This window comes from Sphingomonas sp. PAMC 26617 (assembly GCF_000242835.1).
Taxonomy (GTDB): domain Bacteria; phylum Pseudomonadota; class Alphaproteobacteria; order Sphingomonadales; family Sphingomonadaceae; genus Sphingomonas.
Genome location: NZ_JH594425.1, coordinates 116,576 through 140,647 on the forward strand (window position 1 = coordinate 116,576; position 24,072 = coordinate 140,647).

Below are 24,072 nucleotides of genomic sequence, written 5' to 3' on the forward strand. Positions count from 1 at the left end.
CGCTTCGCGATGCTGAACCGGACGCAGGCGCGCTGGGGGTTGGGGGCATTCGTGCTGCTGCTCGCCGCGACACTGCTGGCGCTGGCGAGCCCGCCGCCGGCTACAGTAGCGGGCGACACGACCCAGACCGACACGGCGTTATACGGTGCGATCGTATCGGGGATCCGCGGTGGCGGTGACTATTACAGCGTCACCGCCAACGCGCTTCGGCGTGGCGATTACCCGCTGCGGCCGTTCGTCACCTTCCGGTTGCCCGCGTTGGCGGTGGTCGAGGCCCATGTCCCGCAGTCGGTCATGGAGACGCTGCTCTACGCCCTGGTCGCGGGAACCGCCGCTGCGTGGTTCGTCCGGTTGCGCCCCGCCTTCCTGCGGACGCTCCCGCTGACGTGCGCGATGCTGTTGCTGGCGGGGGGCATGGCGGCGTTCGTCCAGCGCGACCTGATCGGCTTCCACGAGATCTGGGCGGGTTTGCTGATCGCACTGTCGCTCGCGTTGCGACGCGATGATCGATGGTCGGCCGCCGTCGCGATCGGGCTGGTCGCGATGCTGATCCGCGAGACGGCGGTCCTGTATGTCGGCATCATGGCGGTGCTTGCCTTTGCCGAGGGCAATCGCCGCGAAGCGTTTGGCTGGGGCGCGACGATGGCGGTGCTGGCGCTCGTCCTCGCCTTTCATGCGCATGCCGTCGCCGACGTCGTCCGGCCGACCGATCCTGCATCGCCAGGTTGGGCGGGCCTGCTCGGATTCGGCTTCTTCGTCCGGGCAATGGCCGCGTCGACCGCGCTCACCCTTGCGCCGCTGGTGGTCGCGGCCCCGCTGGTCGGGGTCGCGCTGTTCGGCTGGGCGAGCTGGGTCGAGCCGCTCGCGCTGCGCACACTGACGGTCTTCTGCGGCTATGCCGCGCTGCTCGGGCTGTTCGGGCGAGCCGACACCTTCTATTGGGGCCTGATGATCGCGCCTGTCCTTCTCGTCGGCCTCGCCTTTGCGCCCGATGGCCTGCGCGACCTCGTCTCGCGCGCGCGCGACCGGCGGCGGATCACGGTCACGCGGCTGGTGCGATGAAGATCCTGCTGATCATCGGCGGCGGGATCGCGGCGTATAAGGCAAGCGAACTGATCCGGCTGTGTCGCAAGGCCGGCATCTCGGTCAAATGCGTGCTGACCGACGGCGGCGCGCATTTCGTCACGCCGATGACGCTCGCCGCGCTGTCCGAGAACCCGGTGCACACCAGCCTGTGGGACCTGAAGGACGAGGTCGAGATGGGGCATATCCAGCTCAGCCGCGAGGCCGATCTGGTCGTCGTCGCCCCCGCCACCGCCGACCTGATGGCGAAGATGGCGGCGGGAATCGCGGATGATCTCGCGACGACGCTGCTGCTCGCGACCGACAAGCGAGTCCTCGCCGCCCCCGCGATGAACTTGCGGATGTGGCAACACCCCGCCACCGTCCGCAATGTCGCGACGCTGCGCGGCGACGGGATCACGGTGCTCGACCCCGACGAGGGCGCGATGGCGTGCGGCGAATTCGGCCCCGGGCGCCTGCCCGAGCCACCCGCCATCCTCGCCGCGATCCTCCAGTTGCTGAACGGCTGAGGGACGCTGGTCGCGATGCTGGACGGCAAGCATATCCTGGTCACCGCCGGGCCGACGCACGAGCCGATCGATCCGGTCCGCTATCTGGCCAACCGATCGTCGGGAAAACAGGGCTTCGCGATTGCTGCCGCGCTCGCGCGACGGGGTGCGCGGGTGACGCTGGTGGCGGGACCGGTGACCCTGCCGACGCCAGCCGGTGTGGAACGGATCGATGTTGAGACGGCGCTGGAGATGGCGGCGGCGGTCGCGGCCGCGCTCCCGGTCGATGCTGCGGTGATGGTCGCCGCCGTCGCCGACTGGCGCGTCGAGGGTGCAGCGCAGAAAATCAAGAAGGGGGCGGAAGCCCCCGTGCTGCGGCTGGTCGAGAACCCGGACATTCTCGCAACGCTTGCCAGGAGCCCGAACCGGCCAGGACTGCTGATCGGTTTTGCCGCGGAGACCGAGCGCGTGGTGGAACATGCCAGCGCCAAGCGACTGCGCAAGACGGTCGACTGGATCGTCGCCAATGACGTGTCGGGCGATGTGATGGGCGGGGATGCCAACAGCGTCCATATCGTCACCGCAACGGGTGTCGAGACTTGGGCGCGGATGCCGAAGGATCAGGTCGCCGACCGTCTCGCCGAGCGCATCGCCAGCGCCCTGCTTGCGCTGGATACCGCCCGCCGCCACCCCTGAGGTCAGGGATGGCGGTCCGGGCAGCCCGGGCTCAGTGCCCGAGCTTCTGCTTCAGTTCGTCGATCATCTTCGATGCATCGGCCTTGCTCAGGTCGGCGCTGGGGGCCTCGACCTTGGCTTCTTCGCAGAGGGTGGTGAGGTAGGACGCCTGCGCCCCGGTCATCGGATCACCGCCCGAGACCCAGTCCGCCGGGTCTTTCTCGGTGTTCGAATCGGGATGTTCGTCGAGCTTCGGATTGTGCAGCTGTTCGGCCATGATGGGTCTCTCGATGTTTCTCGTATGTTCCGAACCCGCGAATGACTTTCCGGTTCCAGAATAACGCAGCGACGCGATTTCTTCGCCGCCACTCGGGGAATCCCGAGCCGCCGGTCGCGGGACATCAGCGATAGCGGAGGCGGGCACATCACCGCTGCCCCTGCCGGATCCAGATGACACGCATTCCGACCCTACGAGCCTCCGGCAGCCTGATCGGTGCGCCAAAGTGCTGATGGCGCAGGACCTGCGCCGTTGGCTGCGGCGGACCGTCGACGGCGCGGATGTCCAGCGTCATGTGATCGGCGCGCTGATCATGCGGGAAATCCAGACGCGCTACGGACGCGCCAACATCGGATACATGTGGATGCTGGTCGAACCCGCGATGCTCGCGGCCTCGGTCGCGCTCATCCACGTCGGCAGCGGCGGGACTGGCGGTGGGCATTACACCTCGGACCTGCGGCTGATCCCCTTCACGCTCATCGGATATTGCACCTTCATGATCTTCCGGTCGATCGTGACGCGGGCGGAGACGACGCTCGATGCAAACAAGGCCTTGCTGTTCCACCGCGCGGTTACGATCCTCGACATGCTGCTCGCCCGCGCGATCCTCGAACTGCTGGCGACGATGGCGGCGCTCGCCTTGCTTCTGTCCCTCGCCATCGCTTTTGGCATCGCGGACTGGCCCGCCCGTCCGCTGCGGTTGCTTGCGGGCATCGTGCTGCTGACCTGGTTCTCGCTCGCTTTGTCGATGGGGATCGCGACCGGATCCTATTTCAGCAAGGCCTTCAACAAGCTGGTTCATCCGGTGACGTATATCGCGATGCCGCTGTCGGGTGCGTTCTTCGTGCTGCAGTGGATCCCGCAACCCTATCGTGGCTATCTGTCGTGGTCGCCGCTCGGTCAGCGGCCGGTTGCCATAGAGGCTGCGGCGCACCTCGACCTCGTCGATCCCCTCCTCGTAGATCCGCCCGAGCGGTGATCCAGCGACGACCGCGACTTCGCGCGGCGAAATTCCCGCGACGGTCTTCACGCTGACCAGCTGCTCGTGCATCGCCCGGAAGCGCTTCATGAACGCGGCGTTGGCGCGCCGCGCCCGGCCGACATAGCGGGCCTTGGCCGCCATCACCGCGAGCGCGACCGCGAGCATCAGCAGGCAGATCGCGATGATCGCGCCGTCAACCGCCTCGATCTTGCCGATGATGAACATCAGCGTCCCGCCACCCGCGCTCTGCCGCTCGGCCGCATCCGCGACGCTCAGCAGCTTGTTCGACGGGCCTTCGCCCTGCGCGCTCGCGAGGATCATCGCCGCCGGCAGCGCGGTCCGCGACAGACGAGTCTCGTCGAGCTCGCCGCTGAACGGCCGCCCTGCCGCGCCGCCGAGCGTCATCGGTCCATCGAGCGCGGGCAGCGCGCCCGCGCCCTGTGCGGCCTCGACCCCGTTGACGTACAACCGATTGGCCATCCCGTCGGCGACGAAGGCGAGATGCGCCCAGGCGCCCGGCTGGACCGGCGTCGTTCCCTGCAGCCGCTGCCCGCCGATCTGCGCGAACGGCAGCCCGTTGGCGAAGCCGAGGACGAGTGCCCCCCGCGCAAAGGTCGCCTGCTCGCCGTCGAGCTTGTCGAGCTTGACCCAGCTTTCGATCGTCAGCGGCTTGCCCGCCGCCATCGTGAGCGAGGGGCTTGCCGGCACCACCAGTTCGCCCTGCCCCGCGAATTTCGCGGCGCGCGCGATGATGCCATTGTCGTCGCGCCCCGGCGCAGCGTTCTGCGCATTGTTCTTGTAGGCGGTCAGGTCGCGGACCGGCTGCCCGGCATTCTCGCTGAAGTGATAGGCCGCGATCGTGTCGGGATCATAGGTCCCCGCGACATCGCTCGCGGCGGTCGCATTCTTGTTGCCGAAATAGATCCACAGCGTGCGCTTCTCGCCGCCGGTCAGCTTGGGGACCGCAACCCACAGCGCCGCGATCCCGTTGGTCGCGTCGAACCGTTCGATATGGAACGGCAGCGGCGTCTTGCCGTCGCTGTCGACGACGCGGAGGTCGGCGCCATTCTCAAGCGCGTCTGGGAAGGTGAAATTGCCGTTATGGAGCCGGACCAGCAGCACCGTCCGCCCGATCGCGCCGCTCAGGTTCGCGCCCGACGGCGCGGTATCGACCGTCACCGCCTTGCGATACGGCCAGTCCTTGCTCCACCAGCCGGTGGCCTGCTGCGCATGCGCCGGTGACGTGATCGTACAGACTGCAAGCACCAGCGCCAGAATATATCGCCGCACGGTCGCTATCCCCCAAGTCAAAACCATGATCAGAACCCGCCCTTGATAGAAAAACTGTAGCGCGGGTCGTACCGTCGCGAGACGGGCCCTCGACGCAATGGAACGCCGACCAGCGCTTCGCCGCTGATCGTCTTGAAGATCTGCACCCGCAGCCCCCCGCCGGTGCTCGAAAGGCGGAACAGATCGGCCTGGGATGCCAGCGGTGCGCGGATTCGCGCGTAGCCGGCGTCGCCGAATGCGAAGAGGCGCAGATCGTCGACGAACGACCCGAACACCGGCGCGAGACTTGGCGAGCGCAGTTCGAACGACGAGACGAAGCCGTCGTCGCCGACCGCCTCGGACACGTAATAGCCGCGCACGCTCGACATGCCGCCGAGCGAGAATTGCTCGTTGGTGACGAGGCTCGCATCCGCCAATTGCCCGGTGAAGCGCAGCGCCGCCTGGATGTCGGCGGGCAGCAGCCGGGTGTAATTGAGGTCGAGGTTCCAGTGCAGGAAGTTCTCGCTCGCATCGACGCCGCGGCCGGTGAACTGGTCCGCGACGATCCCGGTCTTGCCGCCGCCGAGCGAACATGTCGCGACGTCGGCCGGGGGCGCGCTGCCGAACGGATTGTCGAAACAGGCGTCCCGCCGGACGACCCGCACCCCCGCGGTCGTTCCGAACGACAGGCCATAGCTCGAGTGCTCGTCCGCGCCGGTCAGAGTATATTCCGCGACGACCGGGACATAGCGGATCGTGGTCGGCTGGAGCGCCGCCCCCTGGAACGAGATGTTTTCCTTGAACGCCTTGAAATCGGGGCCGAAGCTGATCTGCTGGAAGGTCTTTTCGCTCGGCAGCCGGTACGTCGCGCGCAGCCCGATCTGATAGCCGTTGCCGAGCACGTTAGTCCCGCCCAGCGCGGCGACATTGCTGTTCGAGCGATAGCCGTAGAGCAGGAACGACCAGGGTGAGCCGAGGATCGGCGCATTATACGATCCCGAGATCACCGCGCTCTGCCGCGTATCCTCCGGCGCGAGCGATCCCGTGACCGAGAGCGTATGCCCCAGCCCCAGGACGTTGGTGTAGCGCACCGTGCCGCTGAGGCGGAGCGGCTTGGTATTGGGGCTGTTGTCGTTGTTGAGTTCGAGCGAGGCGTGGACCGGCAGGCTGTCGTCGACCTTGAGGTCGACGTCGATCGTGCCGGGAACGCTCCCCGCCTTGAAGCGCGGGCTGATGAGGCGATCGGGGAAGCGGTTGGCGTCGCTGATGTCGCGCTGGAACGCCTTGAGGTCGATCGGCTGCCCCTCGACCAGCGACGGGATCTGCGCCCGCGCGGTCGCGACCGAATGATGCCGCGAGTCGACGACCTGCACCTTGCCGAGCGGCGTCTCGCTGACCGTGATCTGGACGATCCCGCGCGCGAACAGATCGTTCGGCTGGATCGGGATCGTGACGTCGACCGCCTCATAGCCGCGTGCGGCATAGGCCTCCTGCAACGCCTTTTGCGCGGCGATCACATCGGCATTGGTCCGGTCCGGGCCGAGATGCGGATAGATCAGCCGTTCGACGTCCGCCGCCGTCAGCTTCGTCACGCCGGACACGTCAATCGCGCTGATCAGGAAGCGTTCCGGCGCGCTCGTCGGTTGCGCCTCGCCGCCCGGCGCCCTGGGCGGACCGGCTTGCGCGACCGCGATACCCGGTACCGCCACGGCGCAAACCGCCAGGAACAGCCCGCTGGAGATCGTCTGGAAATGGCGCATGTCAGGCCCGGATGGGTCCGGCGAAAACCATCGCCAGCAGCGTCGTCACCGTCGGACGGAGCGACCCGACACCTGCAACCCAAGCAGTCGTCGCGCGAACAGAATGCGTAACCGGGCCGATCCACCGTGTTGCGACACCGCCGTGGCCAATCCCGCCCGTGACGTGACGCACGAACGCACTGCTCGATACCATGTGATCTTACCCCCCGGAACAAGCTCCTGCTGAAAGGACACAGCCAGGCGGTAAAATGGCAAAAGTTTTTTGTTACAAAATGGTGACGACAACTGGCCCGGACCGGCCTTCAACCTGTTGCACTCTCTATATCTTTGACAGGATTCTGGCGTATCGAGGCGGCTGACAGCACACGGCCTCTACAACCGCGACAATCGATCTTGCCGGATCGCGCGGCGTCATCCAGGCAGCCCTCCGTTCCGGCAACGGGTGGTCCTATTTTCATGGATATCGCGATCTTGTCTCGCCACAGGGTGCCCCGCCGCTTACCGTATTCGGCGATGCCGCGCCTGAAGACCTTTCGCATGGTTGCGGGATCGCTGCTGCTCGCCGCCGCCGGCGACGCGACACTGCTGCGAGACGCAGCCGTAGCGCAGCAAGCCGCCTCCGATCGCGCGATCGCGTTCGACATACCGTCGTTGCCGCTCGACGCCGCGCTCGACCGCTATTTCCGCGTGACCGAGGTCCAGCTCCTGTATGATGCCGCGCTTGCCACCGGGCGGCGGTCCAGCCCCGTCCGCGGCAGCTATACCCCGCGCGAGGCGCTGCGCCGGTTGCTGGCGGGGACGGGGCTGATCCCCCGCTACACCCGGCCAAACGCCGCGATCCTGACGCTCCCCGCCGCATCGCCGCAAGCCGCACCGATTTCGCTCGGGCGGATCGTCGTGCGCGAACGCGTCGCGATCGGACGCCCCTCCCCGGTGGCACGGCTGGCCTATTACGGCATCCTCGAAACCGCGTTCGAGGAGCACCTCCGCGCCGACCGCCGGACCAGCGGCCTTGCCTTCACGGTGCTCGCCGATCTCAGCATCGACGACCACGGGCACGTCGTCGGCATCCGGCTGTCCAAGGGAACCGGACAGACGCGCGGCGACCGGGCGGTGGCCGCCGTGCTCACCGATACCGTCGTGCCGCCCCCGCCCGACGGCCTCGCGCAACCCTTGCGCCTCAGTCTCAGGGGCCGGACGCGCTAGTCGCGCCCGCGGCGCTGCACATCCGACACCTGCCTGCCGCGCCGCCCTGCGGATTACCCCAGTCCGGCACGCCGCGATCAATCCTAGAACGCAGAGGCGGGCGGCCACAGCGCGGGGAAGGACGATCGGGACGTCATGATACGCTTACCCCAGAAGCACGAGACCGACCCGAGCGGGGCAATCGCGATGGGGCGCCGCACAATCGCGACCGAGGCGGAAGCGCTGTGGGCGCTCGCCCAGGGGCTCGATCAGACATTCGGCCGGGCGGTCCAGCTCATCCAGGCGACCGCAGGACGGCTCATCGTCTGCGGACTAGGCGGGGCCGGGCAGATCGCGGACAAGATCGCCTCGACCCTGATGGCAAGCGGGACGCCCGCGTGCTTCCTGCATGCCGGCGATGCGGTCCACGGCGATATCGGGACGATCCTGCGCGGCGACGCGCTGCTGATGCTGTCCAACTCGGGCGACGCGCGCGAGCTCGGCATCATCGTCCGCCGCGCGGCCATGCTGGCGGTGCCGATCATCGCGATCACCGCCACCGGTCAGTCCGCGATCGCCGATGCGGCGGACGTCGTCCTAATGCTCCCGGCGCGCGCCGAAGCCTGCCCGTTCGGCCGCTCCCCGACCACGTCGACGACGATGATGCTGGCGCTGGGGGATGCGCTGGCGGTCGCGCTGCTGCGGCTGCGCGGGCTCGACGCGCGGGATCTGGTCGACCTGCACCCGGGAAGCCGCCTCGGGCTCGATCTCGTCGCGGTCGAGGGGTTCATGCACAGCGGCGACGCGCTCCCGCTGGTCGCGCCGGATTGCCCGCTCCCCGCCGTCCTCGCGATGGTTTCGGAAAAAGGGCTCGGACAGGCGATCGTGATCGATTCGCAACAGCGGCTGCTGGGCATCATCACCGACGGCGACATCCGGCGCAACGCGCTGCGCCTGACCGACGCGACCGCCGCGGACGTCATGGTGCCGCGACCGCGGACGCTCTCGCTCGGCGCGATGGCGCGCGACGCGCTCGTGCTGATGGCGGGCGCGCGCATCACGTCGGTGGTCGTGATCGATTCCGAGGCAAGCGGCCGTGTCCGCGGGCTGGTGCATATCCACGATCTGCTGTGGCTCGGGATCGCGTGATGCTGACGCTGGTCGGCGGGAGCGATGTCCCGCCATCCCCACCGCGCGTCGCGATCGTCGTTCCCGCGCGCTTTGGCTCGACCCGCTTCCCGGGAAAGCCGCTCGCGCCGCTGCGCGGGGCCGGCGGCGCTGTCAAATCCGTGCTCGAGCGGACGTGGGAAGTCGCCTCCGGCGTCGGCGGGATCAGCGAGATCTGGATCGCGACCGACGATCACCGCGTCGCCGAAGAGGCGCTGCGGATCGGCGCGCGGGTCGCGATGACCGCGCGGTCCTGCCGCAACGGAACCGAGCGCTGCTGGGATGCGGTTCGGTCGGCGGGGATCGACGCGGACGTCATCGTCAACCTGCAAGGGGAAGCACCGCTGATCCCGCCGCTCGCGATCGATGCGCTGCTCGACACGATGCTCTCCGATCCGACGATCGGGGTTGCCGCGCCGATGGTCCGCTGCTCGCCGCTGATGGCCGCGCGGCTTCTGGCCGATGCACGCGCGGGGACGGTCGATGGCACGACCGTCGTTTGCGACCGGGCGTGCAACGCGCTGTATTTCTCGCGCCAGATCCTGCCGTTCATGCCGGATCGCCTGCGCGACCCCATCGTCCACGTTCCGCTGAGCGTCTTCGCCGACCGTCGCGCGGCGCTCGCCTGTTACGCCAGCGAAGCTCCCTCCGCACTCGAACTTGCCGAGGGGCTCGAGCAACTACGGTTCCTCCACATCGGGATCACGATCCGCATGATCGAAGTGTGCGATCCCCCCGGGGGGTTGCGGGCGGTGAGCCACCCGGCCGATATCGCAAGCGTCGAGGCGGCCCTCGCCGAACGCCGCCTCGCCTGATCCGGCACCGCCGCCGAAGCGAAGCCCTCAGGCCTGCGCCGCGACGATGCCAGTGCCGAACGCAAGGACGACGGCGCGGATCTTGGTCGGCGCGCCAAGCTTGTCGAGCGCGTTGCGCAAGTGGAACTCGACCGTCCGACCCGAGATGCCCAACGTCTGCCCGCTCTCGTTGACGTTCTGCCCGAAGGCCGCGAGCCGAAGACACTCGATCTCGCGGTTCGACAGTTTCGGGCCATGCCCGACCCAATGCGCGACCGGGACCAGCGCCTTGGCGCGCGCGTGGAATTGCGCCGCGGTGAAGGCCAGTTCGGCTGCGCGCGCGTCGATGAGATCGCGGACGGCGGCCTCGTCGATCCCGAACAGGTTGAGATACGCGGGACACCCTTCGCTGTCCTGCACCGGGATCGTCAGCCCGGCATCGATCCCGCGACTGCGCTCGCCATCGAGCCACGCGCGCTGTTGCGGCGTCACGTCCTGCCCCGACCGCGTCGACCAGGCGAAGGGGGCGAAGGCGTTCCGGATCTGGCCGATCGACGGGTCCGCCCGGATCCATTGCTCGTCCTCGCGGTCTGCCTGGCTCGAGGTCGACAGATAGCGGATTGGCTGCGCGCTGTCCGCGTCGCCAAGCCCCCAGCACAGCCGCCTGAGTTGAATGTAGCGCGCGCCGTAGAAGCCGAGTCCGCGCGCGAACTTGAGCAGCCATGTCCGCAATTCCGCTGCCGTCCTACAGGTTTCGATGACAGCCGACGAGTCCTTCGCGGGCGGAACGGCGCGCGGGACAGTCTTCGCGATGAACACATTAGAGAATGTCTGCCCCACATCGTCGTGCGGTACCCGGCTTATCAACATCGCTGCCCCCTGACTGTTCCCCGCTTCAAGGACACGTCGAAAGCACAGGTTTGGCAAAAGTTTTTTACTGCAGTTTTGTTACGATACCGCCCATTTGCGCGCGCTCGTCCTGCCGATCATGTCAGTATGACGACATTGCCCGGAAGCCGGTAAATCCTGACGCCCAGGCCCAGTTCCGCCTGGTCGAAGAAGGCGTCCAACCGGTTCATGGCGTACGTCCCGCTCAGCCGCCGGTCGGCAAGGCGACGGTCGGCCAGGAAGATCCTGCCGGCGCGGTAGCGGTTGAGCTCGACCACCACGTCGCGCATCGGCATGTCGTGGAAGATCAGCGTCCCTCTCTGCCACGCGGTGAGGACCGCCGGGTCGGCCCCGCGCTCGACCGCACCGATCCCGCTGCGATCGTACCGGACCGCTTCGCTCGGCTCGAGCCTCCGCGTCTCCCCGGACCAGGCGACCGCGACGGTCCCCTCGAGGCAGGTGATACAGACCTGGTCGCCGTCGCGCCGCGCGCTCATCCGGCCTGCGGTCACGGTCCCCTGCCCCGGCCCCGCCAGTACCGCGGCGCGCGCCGATGGCCCGTCCGCGATGATCGCCTCGCCGTCGATCAGGTCGATCGCAGGCATCCCCAGCCCGGTCCGCAGGCCGACACTCGTCCGCGTGTTGAGATCGGCCAGCGCGCCACCGGCCAGCCGGATCCGCCGGCGTTCGCCGGGTCCGGTCCGCACGTCTGCCGTGAAAACGGACGGTGCGGGAAGAACGTCGAGCGTCCGCCCCGCGAACACGGCGCCCCCCGCCACCGAGGCGGCGAGCGCACCGCCTAGGATGCCGCGCCGGCTCAGGGGCCGACCGAGGACCCCGCGCGACGCCACCGCCGCGCCGTCGTCGTTCGCCGCCGGGCAGGTCCGGCTTGGCTGACCGGGCCGGGCGTGCGGGATCAGGCGAGTCAGGCGGATCGCGGAGCGAAAGGCTTCCTCATGCGCCGGGCTCGTCGCGCGCCAGGTGATGAAGGCGGCGGCGTCATGGTCGGTCGCCTCGCCCGAGCGAAGGCGAGTCAGATGATCGAGCCCCTCCAGCCGCAGGCGCGCCAGATCGTCTTCCCAATCCAGGCGTTCCGTCATCGTGACATGGTACCCAATCGCTCAAGGGCAAACGCGCTGCCAACCAGCATCGTACTCAATCCCTACAGTGATGACACTTGGGCGAGCCGTTTTTGCAACTCCGCCACACAAAAATTCGCGGTCGCGGCGTGAACGTAGCGGTTTGCGAGCAGCAATTCGTGCCGCACCGTCCGTTCCGACACGTTGAATTCGATCGCCAGATCCTTGTATCCGGATCCTTCGACCCAGAACCGCAGGAACATCGCGCGGCGCCGCGGGGCCAGTTCGCGCAATGCGCGTTCGACCGCCGCGAGCTCGGACCGCGCCTCCAGCGTGCGCAACGCATCGGGTGTCTCGTCGGGGATATCGATCAGCGGATCGATCTCCGCCGAGGACAGGTGGCGCGCTTCGGGGCGTGTGTTGTTCTTCGCGATGTTGAGCGCGGTGACGAGGATATAGGAGCGCGGGTTGCGGATCTCGCCGAGATTCTCGGCACGACTGAGCCGGATGTAGGTGTCCTGCAGCGCCTCGTTCGCCAGATCCGCCGAACCCAGCCGCCCCGCGAGCCGTCGCCGGAACTCGGGATAGGCCGAAATGAGGAGGCTGACGAGCCCGTTGCGGCTGGTCGTCACGCCAGCGCTCCGGTCATGCAGGATCCCGCGAAGGAACAGACAGCGTCCATCGGCTTACCGTGCCGATCCGCTGGCGACCTGCTGGATGGCGGCGGAGTCGAGTTCGATCACGAAATCCATCCGCGCCGGCAGCGCCACCGGGATCGGCGGCAGGGGTTGCGCCCGCGTCAGCGCGTCGGTCGCGGCGGTGTCGAGCACGTCGGACCCCGAGCTTTCCTGAATCCAGCTGGTCAGCACGTTGCCGGCGCGGTCGAGGCGAAAGGCGAGCTGCGTCACGCCGGACAGATGCAGCCGGCGCGCGGCGGCGGGGTAGCGGCTGTTGCGCGCGATCGTTTCGTACAACTGCCGTTGATAGGTCGCCAGCGTGTCCTGTGCTGCGGCGCCATCCGGAACCCTGGGTGCGACGGGCGCGGCGTCGGGCATGGAGGCCGCATCGGCCGCGCCGGCCGGTGCGACGGTCGCGTCCGGAGTCGCGCTTCCCGTTTGGGAACGCGGTGCCCCGGGGGGTGCGATGGCCGCCGCTGCCGCCGCGCTGCGAATCGGCGGCAGGCTCCGCTGCGGCGCGGCGGCGCGCGGCACCGGGGCGAACGAAACCGCCATCACGGCACCGTGCGGCACTGGCACGGTCGCGCCATGCGGCATGCGATAGCCGGCGAGCAAGCAACCGCCAAGGATTGCCGCATGCGCCACACAGGAGCAGACCATACTCAACAAGTTGATTCGGTTGGTGGCGGGCATGATTACTCGCATGGAGTCGCGGTGACACTCACTATCTAGACCATCGTTTGGGACGTTCGTGTGACATGGTGTAGCTGGTGACTTTCCCAGCTAGGGATTTACCGAGTTAAGATTCCCCTTGTGCGCTGAAAACACCGGACTCACCGCCATTGCCGAAGCGCCGGACAGAAACGCGGACGGCCCCCGTCGGCGGTTGGCCCGCCGCGGACTTGCCGGTATGGCACGCGCTGCACCACGGGGCCGCCAGCACCGCCGCCGCGGTTGGGCATGGGAACAGACACAGATGACAGACTCGGCCCGGATCGACGTCGAATTGCGGATCCTCGACGACCGGCTCCATGGCTGGGGCCTGCCGCGCTACCAGACCGACATGGCGGCGGGGCTCGATCTCCACGCCTGCATCGCGGAACCACTGACGCTCCAGCCACAGGCCCCCGCGGTCCTCATCCCGTCGGGCATCGCGGTGCTGATGAACGACCCCGGCATGGCCGCCATCCTGCTCGCGCGTTCGGGCCTCGGCCACAAGAAGGGGCTGATCCTCGGCCAGTCGGTCGGGCTGATCGACGCGGATTATTGCGACCAGATCTATATCAGCGCGTGGCTGCGAACGCCCCCCGGCTCCGAACCGCTGGTGATCCAGCCGGGCGACCGGATCGCGCAGCTCGTCTTCGTGCCGATCCTGCGCCCGACATTGCGCGTGGTCGACACCTTCAGCACCGGGACGACCCGCGGTCTCGGCGGCTTCGGCTCGACCGGCATTCGACGCGAACCCTGAGCCGGTCGACCGTTCCGGGCCTGTTTCGGTCTCGGCTGAGCGCGCTATAGTGGAAAACCGCAATCGCGCGGCCGATATGGCGGATGCCCGCACGGGCAGATCGAAGGGACGATGATACTAGCCTTACTTCTGATGCAGGCGGAGCCGCAGCCCACCCCGCCGCCGGCGCTGCCGTCCGACTGGTCGGCGATGATCCAGCTGCCCTATGTCGCACCCCGTCAGGTGACCCCGCAGGTGACGCGCTTCGTCGCGAGCGAGATCGCGGCGGGTCGCTGCGCCGCGCAACGCCCGGGCGACGGCCACTATGTCGTGCGCGTCGACGTCGCGACGCTGGTCGGCACCGACGGCGCGGTCCGCCGGATCGTCCCGCACGCGATCGGCTGCCCGACGGTCGAGCAATATGCGGTCGGCCTCGTCACCGGCTTCGCGCGCGGCAACCTGATCCCGACCGCGCGGACGGGCGAAACCTGGTATCGCACCTCCATCGTGTTCGACTGGCACGAATGAGCACGCTCGAAGACGCCGAACTCGATCGCTACGCCCGCCATATCGTCCTGCGCGAAGTCGGCGGCGCGGGGCAGTTGAAGCTGAAAACGGCGAGCGTCGCGGTGGTCGGCGCAGGCGGGATCGGCAGCCCCGCGATCCAGTATCTTGCAGCAGCAGGGGTCGGCCGGCTGGTGCTGATCGACGACGACCATGTCGACCTCTCCAACCTCCAGCGGCAGACGCTGTTCGGCGACGCCGACGTCGGCACCGCCAAGGTCGCAGCCGCACGCGCGGCGGCGGAACGGATCACCCCGCACGTCACGATCGAACCGCTCCAGCAGCGCCTTGATCCGACCAACGCCGCGACGCTGCTCGCCGGAGTCGACGTCGTGCTCGACGGCACCGACAGTTTCGCCACCCGCCTCGCGGTCGCGGATGCGGCGCATGCGCTGCGCATCCCGCTCGTCTCCTCGGCGGTCGGGCAGTTCGAGGGCCAGCTCGGCGTGTTCCGCGGGTGGGAGCCGGACAAGCCGTGCTACCGCTGCTTTGTCGGCAACAGCGTCGACACCGCGGGTGACAGTTGCGCCGAGCAGGGCGTGATCGGCGCGATGACCGGGGTAATGGGGAGCCTCGCCGCGCTCGAGGCGATGCGCAGCATCGTCGGCTTCGGCGAGGACAGCGCGGGCAAGCTGCTGCTGGTCGATGCGCTCGCCTTTCGTTTCCGCACGATCAAATTGCCGAAAGACCCCGGATGCCCGGGTTGCGGTTAGCCCGACCTTAAGCGATCGGCGGTAAGCCCGCGGGATGAGCGCGCCCCATCCCCGCAAAGTCCTCGTCATCTTCGGCACTCGTCCCGAGGCGATCAAGCTGTTCCCGGTCGTCGCGGCGCTCGCCGCCACGCCGGGGCTGGTGGTCCGCACCTGCGTCACCGCGCAGCACCGCGGGTTGCTCGACCAGGTCCTCGCGATTGCGGGGCTGACCCCCGATATCGATCTCGACCTGATGGAGCCCGGCCAGTCGCTCGACCGGCTCACCGCGCGGCTGCTCGTCGCGCTCGGCGAGGTGATGGACGCCGAGCGGCCCGACCGCGTGATCGTCCAGGGCGACACCGCCACCGCGATGGTCGGCGCGCTCGCGGCCTATTACCGCAAGATCCCCGTCGCGCATGTCGAGGCGGGCCTGCGCTCGGGCGACATCTATCACCCGTGGCCCGAGGAGGTGAACCGCCGGATCGTCGCGCCGATCGCCGATCAGCATTACGCCCCGACCGAAACCGCCGCCGCCGCGCTCCGCCGCGAGAACGTCGACCCCGCGACGATCCACGTCACCGGCAACACCGTCATCGACGCGCTCCACGCCACCCGCGCAAAGCTCGCCGCCGATCCGTCGCTCGCCGCCGGCCTCGACGCGATTGTCACGCGCTTCGCCGGCAAGCGCATCGTCCTCGTCACCACGCACCGTCGCGAGAATTTCGGCGGCGGCATGGAAAACATCGCGCGCGCGCTCGCGCGGATCGCTGCGCGCGACGACACCGCGATCCTGTTCCCGGTCCATCCCAACCCCAATGTCGTCGCGGTGATGGACGCGCTGCTCGGGCAACGCGCCAACATCGCGCGGATCGACCCGCTCGATTACCCGCACTTCATCCGCGCGCTCGATCTCGCGCATATCGTGCTCACCGATTCGGGCGGCGTGCAGGAGGAAGCGCCCGCGCTCGCCAAGCCCGTGCTGGTGATGCGCGAGACGACCGAACGCCCCGAAGGCGTGGAAGCGGGCACCGCGCGGCTGATCGGCACCGACAGCGACCGCATCGTTTCCGAAATATCAACGCTCATCGACGACAAGGCTGCGTACCAGGCCATGGCCCGCGCCCACAATCCGTTCGGCGACGGCCATGCGTCCGCACGGATCGCAAAGGGTGTAGCCGATGGTTTCGGATTCTGAGCTTAACGTCGTCGTCGTCGGCCTTGGCTATATCGGCCTCCCCACCGCCGCGGTGATCGCGCGGACCGGCGCGAAAGTGCTCGGCATCGACGTGTCCGAACACGTCGTCGAGACGGTCAATTCGGGTAAGGTCCATATCGAGGAAGTCGATCTCGACGGGCTCGTCTCGGGCGTCGTCGCGCGCGGCTATCTGCGCGCCGCGACCCAGATCGAACCCGCCGACGTGTTCGTCATCGCGGTCCCGACGCCGTTCGCGGACGATCACGCCCCCAACATCGGTTATGTCCTGCGCGCCGCGACGACGATCGCCACCGTGCTCAAGGCGGGCGACGTGGTGATCCTCGAATCGACCTCGCCGGTCGGCACGACCGAGAAGGTCCGCGACCTGCTCGCGCAGTTGCGCCCCGATCTGAAAGTCCCCGGCAAGACCGGCGAGAGCGCCGACGTCGCGATCGCCTATTGCCCCGAGCGAGTCCTCCCCGGCCGGATCCTCGTCGAGCTGATCGACAATGATCGCGTGATCGGCGGCATCACCCCGCGCTGTGCGCGGAAAGCACTGCAATTCTACCGTCGGTTCGTGCGCGGCGCGTGCGTCACCACCACCAGCCGCGCGGCCGAAATGACCAAGCTCACCGAAAACGCGTTCCGCGACGTCAACATCGCCTTCGCGAACGAACTCAGCCGCGTCGCCGACACGATGGACGTCGACGTGTGGGAGGTGATCCGCCTCGCCAACCGCCATCCGCGCGTCAACATCCTGTCGCCCGGCCCCGGCGTCGGCGGGCATTGCATCGCGGTCGACCCGTGGTTCCTCGTCCACGCCGACCCCGCCAACACCCCGCTGATCCGCACCGCGCGCGAAGTGAACGACGCGAAGATCGACTATGTCGTCGCGCGCGCCGAGGCGATGGTCGCGGCCAATCCGGGGATGACGGTCGCGTGCCTTGGCCTCGCGTTCAAGGCGAACATCGACGATTTCCGCGAAAGCCCAGCGCTCAAGGTCGCGACCGCGCTCGCGCAGCGCTTCGGCGACCGGCTGTGCGTGGTCGAGCCCTACACCAACACGCTCCCCGCCGCGTTCGACGGCACCGGCGCGCGGCTCGCCGACATCGACACCGCGATCGAGACCTGCGGGATCATGATCGTGCTGGTCGATCACGACGTGTTCAAGTCGGTCCCGGTCGACGAGCGCGCCGACAAGCTCGTCTACGACACGCGCGGCATCTGGCCGGACCAGCCGCGCGCCGTGGCGCGGGTCGAGCCGATGCGGCTCGCGGGGTGACACCGTTTCTCCCCTCCCCCGTTTGCTTCGATCGCAGTCGAGAAGCGGTTACACGCGCCGTGCCATGTTTCTCGACTACGCTCGAAACGAACGGTTGGGAGGGGAGCTAGCCCCGAAACTAACGAGGCAGGTCGAGCCCCCGCAGCTGGCAAGAGCCTGACCACACCCCATCCGTTCGTTTCGAGCGAAGTCGAGAAACCCGACACCACGTAGGTTTTCGCAGCGTCGGACGCTACACCCTCACCCCGAAACCGCGACCGCCTCCGCCCCGGCATAAGCGCTCTCGGTTTCCTCGATCCACCCGCCGCCGATCACCCGGTCGCCGCCGTACAGCACGGTCGCCTGCCCCGGCGCGACGCCATATTCGGGTGAATCGAACACCACCCAATCCCCGTCGCGTCGTGCCGGCACCGGCTTGGCGAGCGATCGCACCTTGGCGGTGAGCGGCCCGTCATACCCGCCCCCGAGCCAGTTGATCCCGCTCAGCCGCGCCGCGCGCACCGCCAGCGCGGCGCGCGGGCCGACGACGACGCGCCGCGTGTCGGCTTCCAGCCGGATGACGTACAAGGGTTCGGGCGTTCCGCCGATCTCGAGCCCGCGCCGCTGCCCGACCGTGAAGTGGATCAGCCCCTTGTGCCGCCCGAGTACGCGGCCCGCCGCATCGACGATCTCGCCCGCGGTATCCGCCTCGGGTCGCAGTTTCTTGACGAGCGCGGCGTAATTGCCGTCGGGGACGAAGCAGATGTCCTGGCTGTCGGGCTTGCCCGCAACCCCCAGCCCGAGCTCGGCGGCGATTTCGCGCACGCGGGTCTTGGGCAGGCCGCCCAGCGGGAAACGCAGATAGTCGAGCTGCGTCTGCGTCGTGGCGAACAGGAAATAGCTCTGGTCCCGCGCCGGGTCGATCGCACGGTGCAGCTCGGCGCCTGCCGGACCCTCGACCCGCCGGACATAATGGCCGGTGGCGAGGCAATCCGCCCCCAGATCGCGCGCGGCGCTGAGCAGATCGGTGAATTTCGGCCCCATGTTGCACTGGATGCACGGGATCGGCGTTCGCCCGGCGAGATAGTCGTCGGCGAACCGGTCGATCACCTGGTCGCGGAAGCGCGTTTCGTGGTCGAACACATAATGCGCGATGCCCAGCCGGTCGCACACGCCGCGCGCATCGCGAATGTCGCGCCCCGCGCAGCACGATCCCGCGCGCCCCACCGCTTCGCCGTGATCGTAGAGCTGGAGCGTGATCCCGATCACCTCGGCCCCGCTGCACGCCGCCAACGCGGCGACGACCGAGCTGTCGACCCCGCCGGACATCGCCACGACGATGCGCTTGCCCGCGCTGTCGGGCCCCAACTGAAAGTCTGCGTCTGTCATGATGCGACCAGATAGGCGTTCCGGGCCGCACATGCAAAATCGTCCGAAAATAATCCCGGGCTTTACGCGCCCTTTAAGACCTTGCCTCTACAACACCGATACTCGCCTCTTGGAAGTATGTGTGTGGACCTGAGTTTCTCCCGATTTGAAGCAGACGGGCAGGTCGTGGCGCTCCCGCCCGACCTTGCCGTGCTGATGGTCGGCGTGGCGGCGCGACAGGCGGCGAGTCCGACCGCGATGGTCCAGGCCGGGCTGCCGCGAATCCATCGCAGCGATCCGTTCGTCCCGGCGCACGGGGCGTTCAACGTTGCCGTCTGGGATCTGCTCGAAAAATGCGGCGAGCGGAGGAAAGCGTGAACGCGCCGTTTACCCAGACGCTTTAGCCAGCGTTCAAGTCCACTGTTTAAGACCGTAACGATTGAAATGCCGGGGCCCCCCCGCCCCAAGACGAGGTCCTTTAGAATGATCGAGAACCAGAAGATCCGCCCGGCCAAGGTGATCGGACCGCTTGGAGAGCCGCTGACGCTCGACACGCTGCCGCCGCCCGAGACGACGCGTTGGGTCGTACGCCGCAAGGCGGAGGTCGTCGCTGCGGTCAATGGCGGGCTGCTGTCGGTCGACGAGGTCTGCGAACGCTATGGCCTGACGGTCGAGGAATTCGCGGGCTGGCAACGCGCGATCGATCGCTCGGGAATGCCGGGGCTTCGCGTCACGCGGATCCAGCATTACAAGTCGCTGTACGAGCGTCAGCAAAAATACTGATTGCCAAAGCGGCAACGGCTTTTGCTCGAACCGGGGCCGGAACAAAATTTGCTGGTTGAGAGTCTTGCTTCCGTGAACCCGGATGGACCCGGGCAACGGAGGGTAAAATGGTTGGACTTATTGTTTGGCTCGTCGTCGGTGGCGTGTGCGGTTGGCTTGCCAGCATGATCATGCGGACCGATGGCCAGCAGGGTATGGTGCTTAACGTCGTCGTCGGCATCATCGGCTCGGTGATCGCGTCGTTCCTGTTCGGTGCGGGCATCAATGAAGCCATCACCATCAACACGTTCATCTATTCGCTGATCGGCGCGGTGATCCTGCTCGCGATCGTCAATCTCGTGCGTCGCGGTACCGTTCGCTAACAGCGAACCGTTCGACCCGAACACGATGGGCCGCTGGGGAAACCCAGCGGCCTTTTTTGTATTTATCGTTCTATTTCAACAAGAAGCGCACCGATACCGAAACGCTGACCTGCGTTTCCCCGGCAGCGATCGGGGTCGATTCGCTGGCCTTCATCGCCCGCGCCATCGCATAGATCGGCGGCTGCGGGTTCGACCCGTCGTTCGCGCCATTCTCGCTGATCGTCACGATCCGCGCGACGCTCAAGCCCGCCGCCTTGGCGTACAGCTCGGCCCGCGCGCGTGCGATCTTGACTGCGTTTGCCCGCGCCTCGTCCAGCGCCGCCTCGGGCTGATCGAGCGACAGCGACGGTCCGTCGATCTGGTTCGCGCCCTGCGCGACGAGCGCATCGAGGATCGCACCCGATTTCGCCACGTCGCGGAAGCGGATCGAGACGCTGTTGCTCGCCTGATAGCCGGTGACCGCGGGCGGCTGGTTCTCGGCGTAGCGATATTGCGGGCTGAGGGCGACGCTGGCGGTCCGGATGTCGCGCTGCGCGACCCCCGCCTGCTTCAGCGCGGCGAGGACGCGGGTCATCCGCGTCGCATTCTCCGACAAGGCGACGGCGGCGGTCTGCCCCTGCGTCACGACGCCAGCGCGGATCGTCGCGACGTCGGGAACCCGCGTGGTGCGTCCTTCGGCGGATACTTCGAGCACCGTCGCGTCGGGGAGGATCGTCGGCGCGGTCTGCGCCAGGGCGGGGGCGGCCACGCCCAGAACCGCGGGGGCCAGCAGCAACATCGTCGAACGCATCGTCATCTCCCAATATGCCAGGCAAACCGGCCCGGCGCAGCGCCCTGTTGCCAGCTTTGCCTGAAACGGGCGATGAACAATCGTAACGCTAGCGTATTCGCTCCGGGACCGGGATGGGGGCTTCGTCCGCGATCGCGGTGCGCCGCTGCTGCCCCCAGCTTTCGCGTCCGGTCAGAAAGGCGTGCCAGCCCCACACCGCGCCCGCATGCCGCAAGAGCTGGAAACTGAACGGCTCGGCGATCGCCGCGACGAGGGCGGGCAGCAGCGACAAGCCATCGCGCTGCCCGGTCCAGCGCTTGTAGATGCCGAGCGACCACAGATGGAAACTGAGGTCGATCGCGATCTTGGCGACCATCACCGCAAGGATCGGCAGGGCGACGGCAAACCGTCCGGTCACCACCAGTCCGATCAGGATCGCGAATGCCGCCAGCCCGTAGATCGGCTGCAGCGTGTCGAGCGCCTTGACCGGCAGCATCGCGGTGCCGAGCCAGCCGAACCGCCGCGCGCCGACCATGTCGCGGTTCCAATATTGCGTCTGGAGGAACCCGCCGAACCACCGCCGCCGCTGCCGCAGGAACGCCATCGGGCTGGCAGGCGCATCGGTCCGCGCCAGCGCGCCGCCGACCACCCGGACACGCCAGTCGTGCCCGTGATCGACCGCATGGCGGTGAAGCCGGTGGATCAGCTCGTAATCCTCGACCATGCAATCGGGATCGAACCCGCCGACGGCCACCACAGCATCTCGCCGGAACGCGGCGAACGCGCCCGAGATCAGCAACAGGCTGCCCAATTGCTCCCACGCATGTCGCGACAGGAAGTTGCGGACATATTCGTAGCTCTGGAACCACTGGAACAGCCGGCCTTGCAGATCCGGCCCGCAGATCGGCGCGAGGACGCCGGTCGCCGCAACCAGTTCGGGCTCGGCGGCAAACGCCGCGCGCATCGCCGCAATCGCGCCGGGTTCGAGCAGCGTATCGGCATCGACCGTCAGCACGACCGTGGTATCGATCCGCAGCATCGCTTCGTTCAGCGCGCGCGCCTTGCCGCCGTGCGGCAACCGCAGCCACCGGAGCGCGGGGAGCACCGCTGACCGTTCGGTAATCCCGCCGAGCGGGGGCACCGCAAGTCCGTACCGCCGCGACAGTACTTCGGCGGTCGCATCGCTCGATCCATCGTCCGCAATCAGGATCAAGTCGGGCGACTGCGCCTGTCCGGCCAGCCGGTCGATTGCGGCGGCAATCACCCCCGCCTCATTGTGCGCGGCGACGATCACCCCGAAACTCGAATTCTGCACCGGCACTGCCGCTGGGGCATGCCGCAAACCGCGGATGTTCCACGCGGTGAACAGCAGCAGGGCAGTGTCGTACAGGATGTAGGCGATCCCGATCGACCACACCGCCACACCCTGTCGCTCGAATGCCTGGATCAGCAAGGCGATGAACAGCACCGGACCGACCGCCCCGACCGCCCGGCTGGCGAACGGTATGCGACGCGGGGTGTGCCGCGGCGACTCGACAACAAGCGTCTGGGCAAGCGAGGTCATTCGGACGCGGATACCGATGGAGGATGAACGGTGGCTTACGCCGCTAGCGCACGCCTCTTCGCACGGCTAGAGTTGATCGATATTGTGCTTATGGGAGCGGTCGCTTGGTCCAACGCTATACCGGTATCGCGATGCTGCTCCATTGGGTGGTCGCGGCACTCGTCGTCCTCAACGTCGCGCTGGCGTGGAGTTGGGACGGGCTGCTGCCCGATGCGCAGGTCCGTCCGGCGATCAACCTGCACAAGTCGGTCGGCATCACGATCCTGGGCCTGGCGATCCTGCGCCTGCTGTGGCGGTTCGCACATCGTCCCCCGCCCTTCCCGCGCGGCTATAGTGTTTGGGAGGCACGTCTCGCGCATGGCACCCACTACATGCTCTATGCGATCCTGTTCGCGATGCCGCTGACCGGCTGGATCATGGATTCGGCCTACGAGCATGCCGCCACGACGCCGATGTACTGGTTCGGCCTGTTCCAGTGGCCGCGGCTCGGCTTCATCATGGCGCTCGATCCGGCGACCAAGAAAAGCGTCCATGACGGCTTCGGCGCGGCGCACGAAATCATCGCCTATCTCGTCTATGCCCTGTTCGTGCTGCACGTCGCGGGCGCGATGAAGCATCAGATGCTCGATGGCACCAAGGAGCTCCAGCGGATGTGGCCCGGACGGCCCTAACCGTCGCGGCTCATTTCGCGCGGCGCTGCTCGAACACCGCCTTGGACAGCGCGACGTGGACGCCCTTGTTGCGATCGACCAGTTCCGTCACTTCGACATCCCCGGCGACGCTGAGCAGCATATACGCGTCGTCGCGGGTCATGCCCTTCTCCGCGACGAGGAAGTCGATCATGTTGCGCAGCGCCTTGCGCGTCGCGTTGCTGAGATCGTCATCGAAGCCCATCGCGATATAGTGGGTCGGCGTCTCGGCGCGCGGATAGGGTGACGCCTGGTGCTTGTGCAGGATGAACTGGAGCCGCCCGGTGAGCGACGTCTCCAGCGCGGTGATATCGACCTCGCCATTCCCCTGCGCCGCATGGCCATCCCCAACCTGGAACAAGGCCCCCGGTGCGTGGACCGGCAGGAACAGCGTGGTCCCTTCGACCAGCGCCTTGTCGTCCATGTTGCCACCGTTGATCGTCGGCGGAGCGCTGTCATAGCGACCGAACGACGGCGGCGGCGCCACCCCCATGCTGCCGAAAAAGGGGTGGAGCGGCACCGTGATGCCAGGCCCGAACCGCGCGACCATCGCCTTGGCATCGAGCGGTACGATCTTGGTGCGCGCGTAGGGGAAGTCGTCGGTCAGGAACCCCGCACCGTAGCGAAACCCGTTATAGGCATAGGGGATCGCGAGATCGACCTTGAGGATGCGAACCTCGAGCGTGTCGCCCGGCTCTGCCCCCGTGATCGCGATCGGTCCGGTCAGGATATGCCCGCCGGGGCCCCGTTCGGATGCGGGTACTCCGGCAAAGACGGCACGAAGCGCCGGTTCGACGTCGGACGGGGCGATGCCCGCCTTTTCGAGGCCCGTCGGGCTGTTCGTCAGCAGCGTGTGGACGATCACGGTATCACCCGAGTCGATCGTCAAGACCGGTTTGGATGTCGCGTCGTAATGGCCCCAGGCGACCGTGGTAGGGGTCGCGGGCAATTCGACCGTCTTGCTCGCAAGCGGTGCGGCCACGACCAGCCCTACAACTGCCGTCAGATACCGCATCCGCCTATCCCAATTCGCTTTTCAATACGAACGACGATG

24 protein-coding genes and 2 pseudogenes are annotated in these 24,072 nt (G+C 67.6%); 15 read left to right on the forward strand and 11 right to left on the reverse strand.

Going from position 1 to position 24,072, the window contains the following annotated elements; all coding sequences use genetic code 11:
• The first annotated feature begins 9 nt into the window (after window positions 1–9).
• Entirely contained in the window at window positions 10–1,062 is a 1,053-nt protein-coding gene (locus RH91_RS00490; protein WP_442852536.1) for a hypothetical protein, read from the forward strand.
• Window positions 1,059–2,267 (forward strand): annotated as a pseudogene (gene coaBC, locus RH91_RS00495) (bifunctional phosphopantothenoylcysteine decarboxylase/phosphopantothenate--cysteine ligase CoaBC). The gene RH91_RS00490 and the pseudogene coaBC overlap by 4 nt, the downstream one beginning before the upstream one ends.
• 31 nt (window positions 2,268–2,298) lie before the next feature.
• On the opposite strand, the gene RH91_RS00500 reads toward coaBC, so the two are convergent.
• Window positions 2,299–2,523 carry a DUF3072 domain-containing protein gene (locus tag RH91_RS00500; protein WP_010160498.1) on the reverse strand — a complete coding sequence of 75 codons (225 nt, stop codon included), beginning with the start codon at window positions 2,521–2,523 and terminating at the stop codon, window positions 2,299–2,301.
• A gap of 358 nt (window positions 2,524–2,881) precedes the next feature.
• Between RH91_RS00500 and RH91_RS22930 the strand changes: the two genes are divergently transcribed.
• Entirely contained in the window at window positions 2,882–3,502 is a 621-nt protein-coding gene (locus RH91_RS22930; protein WP_232283558.1) for an ABC transporter permease, read from the forward strand.
• A gap of 330 nt (window positions 3,503–3,832) precedes the next feature.
• On the opposite strand, the pseudogene RH91_RS22935 reads toward RH91_RS22930, so the two are convergent.
• Window positions 3,833–4,822: pseudogene (locus RH91_RS22935) on the reverse strand (DUF2341 domain-containing protein); the annotation flags it as partial.
• Window positions 4,823–4,824: 2 nt separating this feature from the next.
• Entirely contained in the window at window positions 4,825–6,534 is a 1,710-nt protein-coding gene (locus tag RH91_RS00510; RefSeq protein WP_010160501.1) for a ShlB/FhaC/HecB family hemolysin secretion/activation protein, read from the reverse strand.
• 513 nt (window positions 6,535–7,047) lie between these two features.
• Here RH91_RS00510 and RH91_RS00520 point away from each other — a divergent pair.
• The 3 genes from RH91_RS00520 (at window position 7,048) to kdsB (ending at window position 9,701) form a co-directional block, all read left to right on the forward strand.
• Complete coding sequence (locus tag RH91_RS00520; RefSeq protein WP_010160502.1) at window positions 7,048–7,740, forward strand: STN domain-containing protein; 693 nt, start codon at window positions 7,048–7,050, stop codon at window positions 7,738–7,740.
• A gap of 135 nt (window positions 7,741–7,875) precedes the next feature.
• A complete protein-coding gene (locus tag RH91_RS00525) occupies window positions 7,876–8,868 on the forward strand; it encodes a KpsF/GutQ family sugar-phosphate isomerase (protein WP_010160503.1) in 993 nt (330 codons plus the stop codon).
• Window positions 8,868–9,701: a 3-deoxy-manno-octulosonate cytidylyltransferase gene (kdsB, locus tag RH91_RS00530; RefSeq protein WP_010160504.1), complete on the forward strand. Its 834-nt coding sequence runs from the start codon at window positions 8,868–8,870 to the stop codon at window positions 9,699–9,701. Before RH91_RS00525 ends, kdsB begins: the two co-directional genes overlap by 1 nt.
• Before the next feature lie 27 nt (window positions 9,702–9,728).
• Here kdsB and RH91_RS00535 read toward each other — a convergent pair whose 3' ends face one another.
• From RH91_RS00535 to RH91_RS00550, 4 genes are all read right to left on the reverse strand, one after another.
• Complete coding sequence (locus RH91_RS00535) at window positions 9,729–10,412, reverse strand: helix-turn-helix transcriptional regulator (protein WP_232283357.1); 684 nt, start codon at window positions 10,410–10,412, stop codon at window positions 9,729–9,731.
• Between the two features lie 254 nt (window positions 10,413–10,666).
• Complete coding sequence (locus tag RH91_RS00540) at window positions 10,667–11,668, reverse strand: FecR family protein (protein WP_010160506.1); 1,002 nt, start codon at window positions 11,666–11,668, stop codon at window positions 10,667–10,669.
• Window positions 11,669–11,730: 62 nt separating this feature from the next.
• A complete protein-coding gene (locus tag RH91_RS00545) occupies window positions 11,731–12,279 on the reverse strand; it encodes an RNA polymerase sigma factor (RefSeq protein WP_010160507.1) in 549 nt (182 codons plus the stop codon).
• Window positions 12,280–12,333: 54 nt separating this feature from the next.
• Window positions 12,334–12,939: an energy transducer TonB gene (locus tag RH91_RS00550; protein ID WP_232283358.1), complete on the reverse strand. Its 606-nt coding sequence runs from the start codon at window positions 12,937–12,939 to the stop codon at window positions 12,334–12,336.
• A gap of 361 nt (window positions 12,940–13,300) precedes the next feature.
• Here RH91_RS00550 and dut point away from each other — a divergent pair, with 361 nt between their 5' ends.
• The 5 genes from dut to wecC all read left to right on the forward strand — a co-directional run bounded on the left by dut (window position 13,301) and on the right by wecC (window position 17,504).
• Entirely contained in the window at window positions 13,301–13,792 is a 492-nt protein-coding gene (dut, locus tag RH91_RS00555) for a dUTP diphosphatase (RefSeq protein ID WP_010160509.1), read from the forward strand.
• Between the two features lie 111 nt (window positions 13,793–13,903).
• A complete protein-coding gene (locus RH91_RS00560; RefSeq protein ID WP_232283359.1) occupies window positions 13,904–14,299 on the forward strand; it encodes a hypothetical protein in 396 nt (131 codons plus the stop codon).
• On the forward strand, window positions 14,296–15,048 hold the full coding sequence (locus RH91_RS00565) for a HesA/MoeB/ThiF family protein (protein ID WP_010160511.1): 753 nt from the start codon (window positions 14,296–14,298) through the stop codon (window positions 15,046–15,048). The genes RH91_RS00560 and RH91_RS00565 overlap by 4 nt, the downstream gene beginning before the upstream one ends.
• Window positions 15,049–15,082: 34 nt before the next feature.
• Window positions 15,083–16,222: a non-hydrolyzing UDP-N-acetylglucosamine 2-epimerase gene (wecB, locus tag RH91_RS00570; RefSeq protein ID WP_010160512.1), complete on the forward strand. Its 1,140-nt coding sequence runs from the start codon at window positions 15,083–15,085 to the stop codon at window positions 16,220–16,222.
• Window positions 16,206–17,504: a UDP-N-acetyl-D-mannosamine dehydrogenase gene (gene wecC, locus RH91_RS00575; RefSeq protein ID WP_010160513.1), complete on the forward strand. Its 1,299-nt coding sequence runs from the start codon at window positions 16,206–16,208 to the stop codon at window positions 17,502–17,504. Before wecB ends, wecC begins: the two co-directional genes overlap by 17 nt.
• Before the next feature lie 240 nt (window positions 17,505–17,744).
• Here the strand turns inward: wecC and mnmA are convergent, their stop codons facing one another.
• Window positions 17,745–18,872 (reverse strand): tRNA 2-thiouridine(34) synthase MnmA, encoded by a 1,128-nt coding sequence (mnmA, locus tag RH91_RS00580; RefSeq protein ID WP_010160514.1) that lies wholly within the window; start codon window positions 18,870–18,872, stop codon window positions 17,745–17,747.
• 117 nt (window positions 18,873–18,989) lie between these two features.
• On the opposite strand from mnmA, the gene RH91_RS00585 reads away from it, so the two are divergent.
• The 3 genes from RH91_RS00585 (at window position 18,990) to RH91_RS00595 (ending at window position 19,996) form a co-directional block, all read left to right on the forward strand.
• Complete coding sequence (locus tag RH91_RS00585) at window positions 18,990–19,229, forward strand: hypothetical protein (protein WP_232283360.1); 240 nt, start codon at window positions 18,990–18,992, stop codon at window positions 19,227–19,229.
• Between the two features lie 105 nt (window positions 19,230–19,334).
• Window positions 19,335–19,634, forward strand: coding sequence for a CtrA inhibitor SciP (gene sciP, locus RH91_RS00590; RefSeq protein ID WP_010160517.1), 300 nt, complete (start codon window positions 19,335–19,337; stop codon window positions 19,632–19,634).
• A gap of 107 nt (window positions 19,635–19,741) precedes the next feature.
• The gene (locus RH91_RS00595) at window positions 19,742–19,996 is read left to right on the forward strand and encodes a GlsB/YeaQ/YmgE family stress response membrane protein (protein WP_010217999.1); all 255 of its coding nucleotides are present in this window, start codon (window positions 19,742–19,744) and stop codon (window positions 19,994–19,996) included.
• A gap of 70 nt (window positions 19,997–20,066) precedes the next feature.
• Here RH91_RS00595 and RH91_RS00600 read toward each other — a convergent pair whose 3' ends face one another.
• Window positions 20,067–20,792, reverse strand: coding sequence for an SIMPL domain-containing protein (locus tag RH91_RS00600; RefSeq protein ID WP_010160519.1), 726 nt, complete (start codon window positions 20,790–20,792; stop codon window positions 20,067–20,069).
• Between the two features lie 82 nt (window positions 20,793–20,874).
• Window positions 20,875–22,329, reverse strand: a complete 1,455-nt coding sequence (locus RH91_RS00605) for a glycosyltransferase family 2 protein (RefSeq protein ID WP_010160520.1) — start codon at window positions 22,327–22,329, stop codon at window positions 20,875–20,877.
• A 104-nt stretch (window positions 22,330–22,433) separates the two neighbouring features.
• On the opposite strand from RH91_RS00605, the gene RH91_RS00610 reads away from it, so the two are divergent.
• Window positions 22,434–23,000, forward strand: coding sequence for a cytochrome b (locus RH91_RS00610; RefSeq protein WP_010160521.1), 567 nt, complete (start codon window positions 22,434–22,436; stop codon window positions 22,998–23,000).
• A gap of 10 nt (window positions 23,001–23,010) precedes the next feature.
• Here RH91_RS00610 and RH91_RS00615 read toward each other — a convergent pair whose 3' ends face one another.
• Window positions 23,011–24,033: an acetamidase/formamidase family protein gene (locus tag RH91_RS00615; RefSeq protein WP_010160522.1), complete on the reverse strand. Its 1,023-nt coding sequence runs from the start codon at window positions 24,031–24,033 to the stop codon at window positions 23,011–23,013.
• Window positions 24,034–24,072: the final 39 nt, after the last annotated feature.

Bases quoted from the DNA above. Each gene is read 5' to 3' on its own strand.
- RH91_RS00500 (WP_010160498.1), bottom strand. From the start codon at position 2,523: ATGGCCGAACAGCTGCACAATCCGAAGCTCGACGAACATCCCGATTCG.
- RH91_RS00525 (WP_010160503.1), top strand. From the start codon at position 7,876: ATGATACGCTTACCCCAGAAGCACGAGACCGACCCGAGCGGGGCAATC.
- kdsB (WP_010160504.1), top strand. From the start codon at position 8,868: ATGCTGACGCTGGTCGGCGGGAGCGATGTCCCGCCATCCCCACCGCGC.
- mnmA (WP_010160514.1), bottom strand. From the start codon at position 18,872: ATGACAGACGCAGACTTTCAGTTGGGGCCCGACAGCGCGGGCAAGCGC.
- sciP (WP_010160517.1), top strand. From the start codon at position 19,335: ATGATCGAGAACCAGAAGATCCGCCCGGCCAAGGTGATCGGACCGCTT.
- wecB (WP_010160512.1), top strand. From the start codon at position 15,083: ATGAGCGCGCCCCATCCCCGCAAAGTCCTCGTCATCTTCGGCACTCGT.
- RH91_RS00560 (WP_232283359.1), top strand. From the start codon at position 13,904: ATGATACTAGCCTTACTTCTGATGCAGGCGGAGCCGCAGCCCACCCCG.
- RH91_RS00595 (WP_010217999.1), top strand. From the start codon at position 19,742: ATGGTTGGACTTATTGTTTGGCTCGTCGTCGGTGGCGTGTGCGGTTGG.
- RH91_RS00520 (WP_010160502.1), top strand. From the start codon at position 7,048: ATGCCGCGCCTGAAGACCTTTCGCATGGTTGCGGGATCGCTGCTGCTC.
- RH91_RS00600 (WP_010160519.1), bottom strand. From the start codon at position 20,792: ATGACGATGCGTTCGACGATGTTGCTGCTGGCCCCCGCGGTTCTGGGC.
- RH91_RS00605 (WP_010160520.1), bottom strand. From the start codon at position 22,329: ATGACCTCGCTTGCCCAGACGCTTGTTGTCGAGTCGCCGCGGCACACC.
- RH91_RS00540 (WP_010160506.1), bottom strand. From the start codon at position 11,668: ATGACGGAACGCCTGGATTGGGAAGACGATCTGGCGCGCCTGCGGCTG.
- RH91_RS00490 (WP_442852536.1), top strand. From the start codon at position 10: ATGCTGAACCGGACGCAGGCGCGCTGGGGGTTGGGGGCATTCGTGCTG.
- RH91_RS00565 (WP_010160511.1), top strand. From the start codon at position 14,296: ATGAGCACGCTCGAAGACGCCGAACTCGATCGCTACGCCCGCCATATC.
- RH91_RS00510 (WP_010160501.1), bottom strand. From the start codon at position 6,534: ATGCGCCATTTCCAGACGATCTCCAGCGGGCTGTTCCTGGCGGTTTGC.
- wecC (WP_010160513.1), top strand. From the start codon at position 16,206: ATGGTTTCGGATTCTGAGCTTAACGTCGTCGTCGTCGGCCTTGGCTAT.
- dut (WP_010160509.1), top strand. From the start codon at position 13,301: ATGACAGACTCGGCCCGGATCGACGTCGAATTGCGGATCCTCGACGAC.
- RH91_RS00615 (WP_010160522.1), bottom strand. From the start codon at position 24,033: ATGCGGTATCTGACGGCAGTTGTAGGGCTGGTCGTGGCCGCACCGCTT.
- RH91_RS22930 (WP_232283558.1), top strand. From the start codon at position 2,882: ATGTGGATGCTGGTCGAACCCGCGATGCTCGCGGCCTCGGTCGCGCTC.
- RH91_RS00585 (WP_232283360.1), top strand. From the start codon at position 18,990: ATGTGTGTGGACCTGAGTTTCTCCCGATTTGAAGCAGACGGGCAGGTC.